This window comes from uncultured Mailhella sp., from assembly GCF_905187505.1.
Classification (GTDB): Bacteria; Desulfobacterota; Desulfovibrionia; order Desulfovibrionales; family Desulfovibrionaceae; genus Mailhella.
In genome coordinates this window covers 38,390-51,711 of sequence record NZ_CAJJIC010000005.1, presented here as the reverse complement: position 1 = coordinate 51,711, position 13,322 = coordinate 38,390, and the positions used below count along the sequence as shown (strand labels likewise).

9 protein-coding genes are annotated in these 13,322 nt (G+C 62.6%); 2 read left to right on the top strand and 7 right to left on the bottom strand.

The genetic code is table 11. From position 1 onward, the window contains the following. Nucleotides 1–269: 269 nt before the first annotated feature. From QZZ60_RS01450 to QZZ60_RS01430, 5 genes are read right to left on the bottom strand one after another with little or no spacing between them, the layout of a single operon-like run. Nucleotides 270–1,460, bottom strand: coding sequence for a VWA domain-containing protein (locus QZZ60_RS01450; protein WP_295636806.1), 1,191 nt, complete (start codon nt 1,458–1,460; stop codon nt 270–272). Then, complete coding sequence (locus QZZ60_RS01445) at nt 1,453–3,861, bottom strand: DUF5682 family protein (protein WP_295636803.1); 2,409 nt, start codon at nt 3,859–3,861, stop codon at nt 1,453–1,455. The genes QZZ60_RS01450 and QZZ60_RS01445 overlap by 8 nt, the downstream gene beginning before the upstream one ends. Before the next feature lie 3 nt (nt 3,862–3,864). Then, nucleotides 3,865–4,968: an AAA family ATPase gene (locus QZZ60_RS01440; RefSeq protein ID WP_295636800.1), complete on the bottom strand. Its 1,104-nt coding sequence runs from the start codon at nt 4,966–4,968 to the stop codon at nt 3,865–3,867. Nucleotides 4,969–4,992: 24 nt separating this feature from the next. Continuing rightward, nucleotides 4,993–6,621 carry a DUF5691 domain-containing protein gene (locus QZZ60_RS01435; RefSeq protein WP_295636797.1) on the bottom strand — a complete coding sequence of 543 codons (1,629 nt, stop codon included), beginning with the start codon at nt 6,619–6,621 and terminating at the stop codon, nt 4,993–4,995. Nucleotides 6,622–6,636: 15 nt separating this feature from the next. Then, nucleotides 6,637–7,929, bottom strand: a complete 1,293-nt coding sequence (locus QZZ60_RS01430; protein ID WP_295636795.1) for an SWIM zinc finger family protein — start codon at nt 7,927–7,929, stop codon at nt 6,637–6,639. Nucleotides 7,930–8,299: 370 nt separating this feature from the next. Here QZZ60_RS01430 and QZZ60_RS01425 point away from each other — a divergent pair, with 370 nt between their 5' ends. Both QZZ60_RS01425 and QZZ60_RS01420 read left to right on the top strand, forming a co-directional pair. Continuing rightward, complete coding sequence (locus tag QZZ60_RS01425; protein WP_295636792.1) at nt 8,300–8,791, top strand: NADH-ubiquinone oxidoreductase-F iron-sulfur binding region domain-containing protein; 492 nt, start codon at nt 8,300–8,302, stop codon at nt 8,789–8,791. Between the two features lie 5 nt (nt 8,792–8,796). Further along, nucleotides 8,797–10,491: a [FeFe] hydrogenase, group A gene (locus QZZ60_RS01420; protein ID WP_295636789.1), complete on the top strand. Its 1,695-nt coding sequence runs from the start codon at nt 8,797–8,799 to the stop codon at nt 10,489–10,491. 237 nt (nt 10,492–10,728) lie between these two features. Here the strand turns inward: QZZ60_RS01420 and QZZ60_RS01415 are convergent, their stop codons facing one another. Together QZZ60_RS01415 and QZZ60_RS01410 are read right to left on the bottom strand one after the other, a co-directional pair. After that, nucleotides 10,729–12,294 carry a Ppx/GppA phosphatase family protein gene (locus QZZ60_RS01415; RefSeq protein ID WP_295636786.1) on the bottom strand — a complete coding sequence of 522 codons (1,566 nt, stop codon included), beginning with the start codon at nt 12,292–12,294 and terminating at the stop codon, nt 10,729–10,731. Then, complete coding sequence (locus QZZ60_RS01410) at nt 12,284–13,318, bottom strand: HD domain-containing protein (RefSeq protein ID WP_295636783.1); 1,035 nt, start codon at nt 13,316–13,318, stop codon at nt 12,284–12,286. The genes QZZ60_RS01415 and QZZ60_RS01410 overlap by 11 nt, the downstream gene beginning before the upstream one ends. Nucleotides 13,319–13,322: the final 4 nt, after the last annotated feature.

Genomic DNA, 13,322 nt, shown 5'->3' with positions numbered 1-13,322 from the left:
CCCCGTCTTGTCAAACACTTTTTTCCACTTTTTTCGATCTTTTTTGATTTTTATAGATAACTCTTTGATAATTCTTCATAAAAAAATCGACCGGGGATGACTCCCCGGTCGATTTTTCGGCCGTTTCCGCTCCTTTTCCCGTTTTTTGCCCCTTTTCCAGCCCTCCGGCCCGTCAAAAGACCTCGGGAAAAGCCCCTGACGATGCAAACGTGCTGCGGAAAGACGTTTTCCTCCGCAGCCGCTGTCCCGCCTTTCCTTGCTCCCGCGCCTCAGACGCTCCCTCCCCGTGCAGGCGGAGTGGTGACGACCCCCTGCCCCGCGGCCCAGAGAGCCACATCTTCCTTCCTTATGGCGGCGGCCATCATGCCCGGAAAGATATCCGGCGTACAGGCGAAGCAGGGAACGCCCAGAGCCGCAAGTTTCCCGGCAAGCTCTCTGTCGTAGAAGGGGCTGCCCTCATTGCTGAGCGCCAGCAGCGTTATGAACTGGACGCCGGACTGCACGAGCTCGCCGGCTCTCTGAAGAAGATTGCGCTCCACGCCCCCCTCATACAGATCGGAAATCAGCACCATGATGGTGTTGCGAGGATCGGTGATGAGAGACTGGCAGTAGCCCACGGCCCGGTTGATGTCGGTACCGCCGCCGAGCTGCACCCCGAAAAGCACGTCCACCGGATCGTGCATCTCCTCGGTAAGGTCGACCACCGACGTGTCGAAAACCACAAGACGGGTCTTCACCGCGGGCAGCGAGGCCATGACCGCACCGAATATGCTGGAATAGACGATGGAACTTGCCATGGAGCCGCTCTGGTCGATGCAGAGAACGACTTCCCGCTGCGGCCGGTGTGCCTTGCGGCCGTAGCCGATGAGCGTTTCCGGCACCAGGGTCCGGTATTCCTTCTGCCAGTGGCGCAGGTTTGCCCGAATGGTACGGTTCCAGTCTATTTCGGAAGCCCGAGGACGGCGATTCCGCACCGCCCGGTTGAGCGCGCCGCTCACGGCCGTGCGCATGGGCTCCTCAAGCTGCTTCAAAAGTCCGTCCACCACCTTGCGGACCACGATTCGCGCAGTCTCCCTCGTCTCCGGAGGAATGACGCCGTTCAGACTCATGAGCGTGGACACCAGATTCACGTCCGGCTGCACCGAGTCCAGCATTTCCGGCTGAAGCAGCATATCTTTAAGAGAAAGGCGGTCGAAGGCGTCCTTCTGCATGGCCCTCACCACGGTGGATGGAAAATATTTGCGGATGTCTCCGAGCCAGCGCGCCACGCGGGGAGAAGACGCCCCGCTGCCGCCGCGCAGCCCCTTGCCTCCGCTGCCGTTGTCGTAGAGCATGGAAAGCGCGTCGCTCATGCCCATATCTTCCGCGCTCAGCGAGACATCGGGACAGCAGCTTCTTGCCTCGTCTCCGAGCGCGAGCACCCAGCGCCGCATCCGTTCCTTGTCCAGTCCGTTATCCATGGGCATCCCGCTCCCGTGCGTCCGTGCCGTCGACGGCAAGACCGAGTATCGTTCTCAAAAAAGGCACAACAAGCGACGCGCGCTCTTCATCCCGCGCGCTCCTGCTTCCCGTCCCAGCCTGCCGGACGACGGGCGCACGGCGGGCCCTTTCCGCAAGCTGCCGACGCTCCGGTGCGGAAAAAGCCGTAAACGTCCGACGCAGCATGGGAAGCACGTTGACGAAGCGCTCGGCTGGAAGCGAAAGCAGCCACTCGTCCACCAGGCGCCACAAGACATCGTCGTGCAGCAGCACCATGGCGCTCTCCCCCAGAAAAGACGAAAGCCATGCCGCAGCGTTTTCCGGTTCGGATGCCGGAGACAGGGCAAGGCCCATAAGCGTCTCGACCTCCCCTGCGGAAAGAGACTCGTCGTCAAACAGAAGTCGAGCGCAAAGTCCGCGGATGACGGCGTGCACGCCGCTCTCTTCCGCCAGGAGTCTGGAGAGCGCCTGACGCCACATGAACGCAAGAGCCTCCCGGCCGATGAGACGCATGGCATCGTTTGCCGCACGCAGAGGAGCAAGAAGCTCCGCCGAACTTTCTTCGTTGAGACCGGAAAGCGCCGCGTGCAGCCCCACGGCCACGCGCGGGACCATGCCCTCCACCAGCGCGAGGACCATGCCCGCATCCGTGCCGCGCACGTCGCCGTATCTGGCCACGCGCACGAGCTCGGGAAGCGTGCGGACGAGCTGCAGCGTGTCCGTGGTAAGCGCCGCCTTTTCCGAAAGCGTGCGCACAAGACCTTCCACCGCCGGACCGAGATCGGCAAGAAGCGCCGCGTCCATGAGCCTTGCCAGCTCAGGGAGTCCGGCACGGGAAGCCAGATCCAGCACGCGGCGCACGGCGGCATCCTGTAGCGTGCTGCCCCACGAGCCTGCGTTGATGATGTCGACGATGAGCTTCGGCTCCCACTGCAGAAGCCACAATTCATGAAAGGTGCCCTTGCCTGCGCCTTCGCGCCTGTCCGTTCCCCAGGGAATGTCCAGAATGTTCATGCGGTGCAGCATGCGGCTGCGCTCAAGGTCCACGTCCCTGCGAAGATCGAGATCCAGCGTCTTCTGAGAAGCTTCCGGCTTAAGCCTGAGCTTTTTCTGAAGCCGCTCGATGTCCCTCTGAAGAGGCACGGCAGGCGCGCCTTCCGGTACCTGCCCCAGCCTTTCACCGGTAATGAGACGGCGCTCGACAAGACGCATGGGAGCTTCCTCGCCCATGCACACCACGGTCCGAAGGGCTTCGCGAAGCTCCGGCAGACCGGCCCCCGGGCGTTGTCTGAGCGCTGCAAGCGTTTCGGCGAGTCTTGCCGATTCAATGACGTGCGCAGGGGAGCAGTCCAACCCCTCTTCCCGGAACAGGCGCGCGGCCCGGGTAAGCCAGCTCACCACGCGGGACTCTTCGCCGCCCGCACGCCACAGGTGCTCATACCAGGCCGGAGACTCCACGCCCGCGCCGTAGCCGCTCCGCACACTGAGCCCCGCGTAGGTCCACGGCGCCCAGGTGGCGGCAACCTTCATTTTGGGCAGCCCCTTCAAAAGTGCGTTGTCGTCCCTGGCGGCGACCTTCGCTTCCAGGGCCGGCACATGCCAGGCGCCGCATACCACGGCGATGCGGGCAAATCCTTCCTTCTTCGTCCTGCGCAGACACGAACGCATATGAGCCTCGCGCAGCGCCTCCAGGCCTTCCGGACCGCCATGCTTTGCTTCACGTTCCTGCCGCACGGCAACCATGGCTTCGCGTATGGCTTCAAAAAGTTCCAGCCCGTCCAGCCTCTCCTCGACCATGTGATTCCACCAGTCCTCACCGCTCTCGTATCCTGCGGCGCGCCCCAGCCAGTCCAGAGGATCAGAGGCGTCGAACGGCTGCTCTTTCTCCGTTTCTTCCGCCTCTAAATCGCTTTCCTCCACGTCTCCGGACAAGGCTGACGCTTCTTCCGAAACCGCCGCGTCTGCAGGCGTCCCGCCTTCTCCGGCGCTCCGCTTCTCCTCGGCTTCGACCTTCTCTTCCGTCTGCGTCCCGGACTCGTCTTCCACCTTTTCCAGCGCGAAGCGCACGGCCATGGGAAGATCCATGAAGATCGCCGGAACGTTCCGTCCGAGCGCATGGCGCAGCGCCTGCCATTCCGGCGAAAATTCCGCAAAGGGATAGAAGGCCGCCCGTCTCGCGTCGTCTTCCGCATAGACGAGCAGCGCCACGGGAGGAATCATGGCCGAGTCGGCGGCAAGGGACAGCACGCTCCCGCCTTCGGGCGGGCCCTCAATGAGCAGCGCGTCCGGCTGCCACTCTTCAAGCGCACGAACAAGACTGCGGGCGCAGCCCGGCCCGTGATGCCGTATGCCGAATATGCGTATCTGCTTTGTGTCGTCCATGGGTCATTCCACGTCGCGACAGGCGCGGTACAGATCCTTCCAGTCGCCCCGTTCCTTCATGACGGTTTCAAGATACTCATGCCATATGACGCGATCCTGCACGGGATCCTTGACGACGGCGCCCACAAGACTGGCAGCCACGTCGGCGGCACGCAGGCTTCCGTCGCCGAAATGCGCCGCAAGGGCCATGCCGCTGTTGATGACGGATATGGCTTCCGCCGTGCTCAGCGTACCGGACGGCGTCTTCACCTTGAGCTTGCCGTCCTCGGTCTTTCCGTTGCGAAGTTCCCGGAAAATGCGCACCACGCGGCGCACTTCGGCAAGGGCGGGCGGCTCGGCGGGCAGTTCCAGGCTGCGGCCCATTTCCCGAACTCGCTTCTCCACGATGGCCACTTCCTCGTCTTCGCTCGCGGGAACCGGCAGCACCACGGTGTTGAAACGGCGTTTGAGCGCGGAGGAAAGTTCGTTCACGCCCTTGTCCCTGTTGTTGGCCGTAGCTATGACGTTGAAGCCGCGCACCGCCTGCACCTCTTCACCGAGCTCGGGAACGGGCAGAGACTTTTCCGAAAGAATGGTGATGAGCGTATCCTGCACGTCCGCGGGAATGCGGGTAAGCTCCTCCACGCGGGCGATGCGGCCTTCGGCCATGGCGCGCATGAGCGGGCTTTCCACGAGAGCCTGCCGGGAAGGGCCCTTGGCAAGAAGCTCGGCATAGTTCCAGCCGTAGCGCATCTGTTCCTCGCTCGTGCCGGCGGTGCCCTGAATGATGCGCGTGGAATCGCCGCTTATGGCTGCGGCCAGATGTTCCGAAACCCACGACTTGGCCGTGCCGGGCACGCCGTACAGAAGCAGCGCGCGATCGGTGGCCAGCGTGGCCACGGCGATTTCCATGAGTCGGCGGCTGCCTATGTATTTGGCCGACACCTCAAAGCCGTTGTCGAGCCTGCCGCCCATAAGATAGGTGCACACGGCAAAAGGGGACATCTGCCAGTTGGCGGGACGCGGATGCGTGTCGGCCTTCTTGAGTTCGTCCAGTTCCTCGGCAAACTGCTGCTCGGCGTGCTGCCGCAGAACGCGCGCGGCGTTTTTGCTCTCTTCGGTATTCATGGAATGTCCTCTGATGGTTGACGGTCAGGAAAAATACGCGCCGAGCGCCAGGCGCTGACGGGCAACGGCGGAAAAACGGTCGTAAACGTCCCGGTTCTGGTTGATGTCGGGCAGCGATTCCAGCATCTGCCGCGCCTTCTCAAGTTCCTCCACAGGCAGCACCATGGCCAGCTCGTCCACCACGTAGGCAAGAGCATAATCACGGCTTTTGGCCGACAGCATCCGGCTTTTCAGCACGGCGACGGCCTTTGCCCCCAGCGGGGAAGACATGCGGTACCCGAGTTCCCGCCTCGCGCGGATGTCCTGAAGAAGCTCCGTGAGCGATCCGGAGGAAAGCAGTCTTTCCCATTCCTCCTCGCGCTCCTCCCCTCCCAGCATGGAAGCAAGCGCGAAGACGTCGAGACTTCCGCCGGAAGAAGACGGCCACACGCCTCCGTTCTTCATGCCTTTCAGCATGACTCGCGCAAACGAGGCGTCGGCCGTGCGCAGCACGGCATCCCCCAGCGCCGTCTGAAGAGGTTCCCTCCATTCCGAACGATCAAAGAGCTCAAGCACCTTCTCCGCGCTTCTTCCCGTGCTCTGCGTCCACCACGAAGGCGGTACGGCCGCAGCCATCTGGTACAGCCATCCGGCACGCGGACCGAACCGAGAAAACGGCGACTTCTCGCTGATGAGGTCCGCCGCCCAGCTCTTGTCGTAGGTTTCGGGAGGCGTGATGAAGTCCGTCTTGTGCCCCATGCCCACGGCGGCGGCCGCCGCGCGGAACATTCCGGAAAGCGCCGACGGCGCAGGCTCGGACAAAAACGCCGCCATGCAGGCGCAAAGCCTTTCGCCCATGCGTTTCACGTAACGGCTTTCGGGCAGACGGGAAAGCAGGGATGCGGCCGTTCTTCTCACTTCACGGCTGCGATCTTTAAAAAGCAGTTTCTCCAGCAGGTCCTCGTCGTCCCCGCAGAGTCCGTGAACAAAAAGACCGAGCAGCGCATTGCGTTCGGATGCGTCCATGGACGAAAGGTCCTGCTCGAAGAGTTCTCTGGCCCATGCGGGCCTTGCCTTCCGCGCGGCAAGAAAAAAGGACTGACGCTGCATGGGACGACCGTGCTCCCAGGCCTCCATGTCCGGCCCCGCGTCGGAAGAGGAGGAGGCGAACATGCACCAGTCGGGATTCAGAGAGGCAAGCCACAGTCCGCGCGCACCCGCCGTACGGGCAAGAAGAGGACGGAGGACAGGATTGCTCCTGCCCATGACGAGCGCCGGAACAAGAAGCGAATGCGGCAGCACCATGTTCTTCCGCTCAAGGAGCGAGAGCGCCTCCCACTGAAGACGAAGCCGACTGCCGCGGAAAATCTCTCCGCACAGCTCCGTGACCGGCGCATCTTCCGGCAGCATTTCACGCGTTTCTTCGGGAGAGATCCCGGGAACCGTCAGATTATCTCCGGCCTTCTCGGGCAGATATCCCGCGCTCCCTCCGAGAAGAAGCACGCCCGCCCCGCGCAGAAGCGTGCGCGCGCAGGAGTCCGGCGAGGAGTCCGAGGCGTCGGCAAGTTCCCGAATGATCGACCCCGGGGGAAAATCCGCTTCGGAAAACGACGGCGGACGCCGGGCCGTGCCGAGCAGAGCGCAGGAACCGAACACACGAAGTCTGGAATCCATGACTTTCCTCCTCCGTCAGGATGGCGTCTGCGGGAAGAAGCCCACAGGAAAAAGCTCGCTGCCGTCCCATTCTCCGCAGATGATGAACGGATGCCCTCCGCCTGCGGCAAGCATTTTCCACCCCGCGTCATCGTCCACGGCAAGGGGAACAATACCGCCCCCTTCCGAAAGAAGCTGCCAGCGCTCACCCCCGCGAACAAGACGCGCGCCGCCGAAAAACAGCGGAAGCGGCGTCTGCCACGGACTGCCCGCCAGCCGCCGCGCCAGATCATGAAGCGCCTCTTCCAGAGAGAATGAGGGCAGCGGGCCGAACGGCTCGGGAACGGGAACATCGGCAACGACGGCCCGAAGCGGAGAGTCTCCGGGATAAAAGGAGAGCGTCATGCGAGCGCTGCCGCCGGGCAGGAACACAGGCTCAAAAGAACGGGTGCCGTGAGAAAAATCGAGAAGAAGCGCCATGCGTCCGCTTTCCCTTCCGAAGAGCCACACGCGACGCCGCCAGAGCCTGTCCTCTTCGGCCACGCTCACGCCGACGACGGCCCATACGTCAGAAACGCGGTCTTCCCCGGCCAGAACGGCATCCTTGTCGGGAAGATACCCCAGCGCGGAGCGCACATCCGCCTGCTGCCCGGGAGAAAGACTTGCCATGCGGGAAAACGCATCCGCAAGAAGCTGGATCATGCCCATTCTGCCGAGCAGCACGGCCGGCCAGTCCTCGCCGCCGTCCACGAGAGAGCCCATGCTCCGCAATCTTGCGGCCAGAGCGGGCATCTGCGCATCCACCATGCGGGCGGCAACTCTGTCCCAATCCTCATAATGTCCGGAAAGGGACGAAAATCCCTGCACGACCTGATCGTTCATCCAGCGGCAAAGCTCGTCGATGCCCGTGCTCATGCGCCCGAGCCTGGCGGCCTCCTTTTGAGGCGAGGCGGACGCGGAACCCTTTTTTCGCGTCCTGTTCTCTTCCTTTTTGGCGGCGCGCTGCCGCCTGCCTTCCAGCCATTCGCTCACCCATTCGGGGCGGTCGCCCCCGGCAAACGCCCCTTTCTGTCCGGCCAGGAGCAGAAGAAGCGCCAGCGCGTGCTTGCAGGGAATTTTTCGGCTGGGACAGGAGCAGGAACAGACCGGTCCCGAGAGGTCGACCTTCGTCTGATAGGGTTTCGATCCGCTGCCCTGACAAAGTCCCCAGACCGCCGCATCGTCAAAACCGAGCGTCTGCCATTTGCCCGGAGAGGCCAGAGAGCGCGCGGCTCTGACGGACGCCTCATCCGGCGCCATGGCAAGAACTGCGTCCACCGTGATGTCCATACGTTATCTCCCGAAGGAATCCGCGCATGCCGGGTGCGCGGCAGACGGTACACATGATATCCATCTGTAACGGCAGGAAATCATGGCGTCAAGGGCTGGAGGAAAACACGGAAGGCATGCGGTCCTGAGCAGAAGTCATCCGGCCCGGCCCCACGCTTGTTCCTTTTAGGAACAATGAGCGCAGGCTTTACAAGGACCACGCTCCCCGGCTACATCCTGATGTTGTTGCCGGGGAGCGCCTGCCGCAATCCGGTCCGGTCATCGGACAGAATGACACGTTTGCGCGAACACGTCCCTCCCCGCGAGGACCTGCGCTTTTCGACGTCATGTCTCAGACCGCCATCATCTTCACCTCTTTCGGACGCCCATCATGGAAAAGTCACCGGAAACACAGAAGGCTCTGGCCGTTCTTGAAAAATTCACCAGCGACCAGTGCTGCGGCAAGTGCATTTCCTGCCGGGAAGGCACAAGGCAGATGCAGCAGATTCTCGAGGACTCTCCGCTCCCCTCTCCTTCCGAGGAGGAGCTTGCCCTTCTCTCCGAGCTCGGCGCGCTCATAGACCACACCGCCCGCTGCGGACTCGGCAAAAGCATCGCGAGGCAGGTTCTTTCCGTTCTCGAACATCAGGGCGGAGAGGAGCGCGTCATCGAGGAATACCTGCCCGGTCCCTATCAGGAACTCATTTTCTTCGACATCGACCCCAAGCGCTGCAAGGGCTGCTCGAAATGCTCCCGCATCTGCCCGGTGCACGCCATAACGGGTGTCGTCAAGCAGCCTTTCGTCATCAATCATGAACTGTGCATCAAATGCGGCACCTGCATGATGAACTGCAAGTTCGGCGCCATTTCCATCAAGGACTGACAATCATGGGCAGCATGATCATCGACGGCATCCGCGTCGAATTCACCGATGAAACCAATGTGCTGACGGTCATACGCAAGGCGGGCATCGATCTGCCCACGCTCTGCTACGTTTCGGAACTTTCCGTGTACGGCGCCTGCCGTCTCTGCACGGTCAAGGACGACGAAGGCCGCTATTTTGCTTCCTGCACGGTACGCCCGCGCGACGGCATGAACATTCAGACCAACACGCCGGAGCTGCGCAGGTACCGCCGCACGCTTCTCGAGCTTCTTCTCGCCTCCCACGACCGCGACTGCACGGTATGCAACAAAAACGGAGACTGCCATCTGCAGAACCTGGCCGAGCGCATGGGCGTGCGGAAGATACGCTTCAAGAGCGCGCAGGAACGCCACGACGTGGACAACAGCTCCAACTGCATCGTGCGCACGCCGAGCAAGTGCATACTCTGCGGCGACTGCGTGCGCATGTGCGACAACATTCAGGCCGTGGACGCCCTGGACTTCGCCGGCAAGGGCGTGGCCACGCTGGTCACTCCCGCCTACAACCGCCGTCTGGCGGAAACCGACTGCGTGGGCTGCGGCCAGTGCCGCGTGGTCTGTCCCACGGGAGCCATCTCCATCAAGAGCACCGTGGACGAAGTGTGGGCCGCGCTCGCGGACCCGAAAAACAAGGTGGTGGCGCAGGTGGCTCCGGCCGTGCGCACGGCCATAGGCGACAGGTTCGGCTTCCCCGCCGGAAAGAACGTGATGAACCGCCTCGTCACGGTGATGCACCGTCTGGGATTCGAGGAAGTGTACGACACGGCCTTTGGGGCGGACCTCACCGTGACCGAAGAAAGCCGCGAGCTTGAGGCGCGTCTTGCCTCCGGCGAAAAGCTGCCTCTCTTCACGAGCTGCTGCCCGGCGTGGGTGCGCTTCTGCGAGAGGAAGCATCCGGAATTCATTCCCAATCTTTCCACCTGCCGCTCGCCCATGCAGATGTTCGGCGCGGTGCTGCGCGCCTGGGACGAGCAGTCGCCCGACGAAAAGGGACGCCGTCTCGTTTCCGTGGCCATCATGCCCTGCACGGCCAAGAAGGATGAGATACTCCGTCCCGAATCCCGCACGAACGGCAGGCAGGACGTGGACTATGTGCTCACCACTGAAGAGCTCATCGGCATGATACAGAGCTACGGCCTCACGCTGAACGGCGCGGACAAGGACGCGGCTGACATGCCCTTCGGCATCACCTCCGGCGCGGGCCTCATCTTCGGAACGAGCGGCGGCGTGACCGAGGCCGTGCTGCGCAACTTCATCGCCGGGCACAGCCGGCAGGAAATCGACGAGCTCAAGAAGGTGGGCGTGCGCGAAGAGCACGGCATACGGGAATTCAGCTTTCTCCACGGCGGCAGGACGATCCGCGCGGCCGTGGTCAGCGGTCTGCGCAACGCCGACATGGTGCTGAACGCCATTCGCGAAGGCGGCAAGAACTATGACTTCGTAGAGTTCATGGCCTGCCCCGGCGGCTGCATCATGGGCGGCGGCCAGCCGGTCTCCTCCCATGACAATCCGTTCCGGGCCCGCCGAGACTCCCTCTACGAGGCGGACATCAACATGCAGATAAAAAAGACCAGCGAAAACCCGCTGCTCGACACGCTCTATGCCACGCTGCTCAAGGGCAGGGAACACGAGCTTCTGCACAGGAACATGAGCGGCAACTAGGCCGAAGGCGCTTCTTTGGCCGACGTGCCGCCGGGCACGCGCCCCGGACAAGGTTCAACAAAGCCCTCTTTCCGCAACATGACGGGAAGAGGGCTTTCTGCGTGTCCGGGTCGGAAAAGCCGTGCCGAAAAGAGACGCGCGGAAAAAAGCCTCTGCCTTTTCGAGACCTCCTTCAAAACGACAGACGCCCGGTTCCCCTGCGGGATCCGGACGCCTGCAGCACTCGCCGAAAAAGTCTCACGACGCGGATTCCCACACCACGTCCGTTCTGCCGAAGCACTTTTCCAGAGACTTGTAACAGCGTTTCAGCCTCTCCTGCTCCACGGGGCAGGGCACGGAGGCTCGGACGAGCAGCGCAAGATTCTGATCCTTTCGGACGAACTTCGCGGAAACCACGGCCTGACGATGACTCTTGTCCATGCCCTCGGCCAGAGAAAGAAAGAGAGAAAGACAGCGCGCATGGACCAGCCAGTCCTCGGCCAGCGTGACGACGCAGCCCTTGTCCTTCTTGGAATAGCCGTACCGGTGATAGAGGGCGAGCGCCGCCATGAGCGACACCTCCTTCTGCGTAAAGCCGAGCATCTCGCTGTTCTGAATGAGATAATGACTGTGCACGTTGTGCTTCGTGAAGGAAATGAAGATGCCTATGTCGTGCAGCATCGCGGCATAATGAAGAAGCTCGCGCATTCTGGCCGGACCGCGATACAGACCGAGCTCCCGGGCGGAATCAAAAAGCATGAGCGCAAGCTTTGCCACGTGGCGGGAATGCACCTCCTCGAACCGGCACAGTCTCGCCAGGCGGAGCACGCTTTCGTCGCGCACGGAAAGCCTTCCCTTTTCCGGGAAAAGCCGGTCGAGATAATCGGCCAGTGCGCCGTCCCGAAGGCCGCGGCCGGAAACCCGCACGGAGTCGAAGTCCAGTTCCTCCATGATGGTCTGGAGTATGGCCGCGCCGGGAATAAGAATGCCTGTGCGGCGAGGATTCATGCCGGGCAGGGACATTCTGTCCTCTTCGTTGCGCTCGCAAAGCGCTCTGACCACGCGCCGAAGGGAACTGTAGCTCAGCAGCTCCGTCGTGTCGCCCGTCCTTCTTCCGCTTTCCCGTTCCATGGCCACGGCCATTTCCGCAAGGCTCTGTATGGTGCCGGAACTGCCCACAAGCTCGCCCGGACCCTGAGCCTCCATGCGCTGCAGGGGAAGCACGGCGTGATCGCGCACGTACTTCTGCATTTCCGCATACCGCTGGGGGCTCACCGTGCCCGCGCAGGGAAAAAGTCCGGCAAGGCGCACGGCGCCGAGCTTGAGGGACTCAAGTTCCAGAATGTTGCCGCCGCTCGCCACGGAAAGTTCGGTGCTTCCGCCGCCTATGTCGATGAACATCCGCTTTCCGGCAAAGGGTTCGAGCGCCACGGACACGCCGCGGCAGATGAGACGCGCCTCTTCCCTGCCGGAAATCACCGTGAAGTCGATTCCCGTTTCGCGGCGTATCTCGTCCATGAATTCCTGACCGTTCTCCGCGTCGCGCACGGCCGCCGTGGCCAGAGCCACCACCTCGTCCACGCCGTAGGAACGGCACATTCCGGCAAAGCCGCGCAGCGCGGCGATGGTACGCCGCATGGGCTCGGGCTGAAGCCTGTGTTCCTCAAAGGCACCCTCGCCGAGACGCACCATCTGCTTCACCTGATTGAGCACGCTGGTCACGCGGTTCTCGCCGATGCGCACGATCATCATGCGCAGGGAGTTCGAGCCAAGATCCATGATGGCGACGGTACGCACACCCGAAAAAGGCGCTTCAGAGGACATCCCTCTCTCCTTCCTTTCCCTGCTCGATGTCCAGTCTTCCTCCATACAGGCGCTCCAAAAGATCTCCCTTCTTCAACGCGCGACGACATTCCTTGCGGCAGGACTCCGCGCCGAAACAGAGCAGATGCACGCTTCTGCGGCGAAGCGTGACGCGCAGCTCCTCCACCGCGCCCCGGTGCCGATAATCAAGCCCGTCCGCAACCCGCAGCAGGGCGGCGCAGGCGCAAAGGCTCCGGCGCTCTTCCCGCGAAAGCGCGGCAAAGCGGCGATGCTTCATGCCCGGCCAGGCACGACGATGATAGCGCGCCAGAAGCGCCACGAGAGAACGATCGGAATCCGCCAGACCGAAGGAAAGGGAGAGCCGGTCGTTGCCTTCGATGATCTCCATGCTGCGCTTGTGATGACGGCGACGTCCCCCTGCGGCAAAACCGAGGTCGTGCCACAGAGCGGCCTGCGCCAGCAGTCTTGCCCAGCGGATGTCGAGCTCGAACCTGCGCGAAAGAGCCTCGAAGAGAAAAAGGGAAAGCGCCGCCACGTGACGACCATGATGCACCGCTTCAAGAAGCGCCGTGCCGGAAACCTCGCCGAGCCCTGCGCTCAGGCTCTCCTCCTCGGCGGAGTGCTCCTTCATCCACTGAAACATCTGCTCCACGGCGTTCTGCTCCAGCTCTTCGCAGAGAAGTTCGCCCCGGAGCAAGTCAAGCTCGCCGGGCACCCGCTCGGCGGAAGCGGAGGAAACTTTTCCGACCGCCTCGACCGCTCCGGGCTCTTCAGACAAAAAGGCCTCCGATGCGCCCCCGGACGTTCCGAAATCCGTGCTCACGCCGGTCTCTGCGCCTGAAATCGTCTCCTGACCTGCCCCGCACGCCGCCTCGGCAGAAATCTTTTCGGGAGCTTCCGCGTCTTCGGCAGAAACGTTTTCCTTCATGTCCGCAGCCGTGCGTTCCGCCATGTCTGCACGCCCCGTGCGGCTTCTTGTGCCGGACCTGCGGGTTCTGCCGCTCTTTCCTGCTGCCTTGACCATACGT

What these genes read in the sequence shown, in the direction of transcription:
- QZZ60_RS01450 (WP_295636806.1), bottom strand. Translation starts at nt 1,460, where the DNA reads ATGGATAACGGACTGGACAAGGAACGGATGCGGCGCTGGGTGCTCGCG.
- QZZ60_RS01445 (WP_295636803.1), bottom strand. Translation starts at nt 3,861, where the DNA reads ATGGACGACACAAAGCAGATACGCATATTCGGCATACGGCATCACGGG.
- QZZ60_RS01440 (WP_295636800.1), bottom strand. Translation starts at nt 4,968, where the DNA reads ATGAATACCGAAGAGAGCAAAAACGCCGCGCGCGTTCTGCGGCAGCAC.
- QZZ60_RS01435 (WP_295636797.1), bottom strand. Translation starts at nt 6,621, where the DNA reads ATGGATTCCAGACTTCGTGTGTTCGGTTCCTGCGCTCTGCTCGGCACG.
- QZZ60_RS01430 (WP_295636795.1), bottom strand. Translation starts at nt 7,929, where the DNA reads ATGGACATCACGGTGGACGCAGTTCTTGCCATGGCGCCGGATGAGGCG.
- QZZ60_RS01425 (WP_295636792.1), top strand. Translation starts at nt 8,300, where the DNA reads ATGGAAAAGTCACCGGAAACACAGAAGGCTCTGGCCGTTCTTGAAAAA.
- QZZ60_RS01420 (WP_295636789.1), top strand. Translation starts at nt 8,797, where the DNA reads ATGGGCAGCATGATCATCGACGGCATCCGCGTCGAATTCACCGATGAA.
- QZZ60_RS01415 (WP_295636786.1), bottom strand. Translation starts at nt 12,294, where the DNA reads ATGTCCTCTGAAGCGCCTTTTTCGGGTGTGCGTACCGTCGCCATCATG.
- QZZ60_RS01410 (WP_295636783.1), bottom strand. Translation starts at nt 13,318, where the DNA reads ATGGTCAAGGCAGCAGGAAAGAGCGGCAGAACCCGCAGGTCCGGCACA.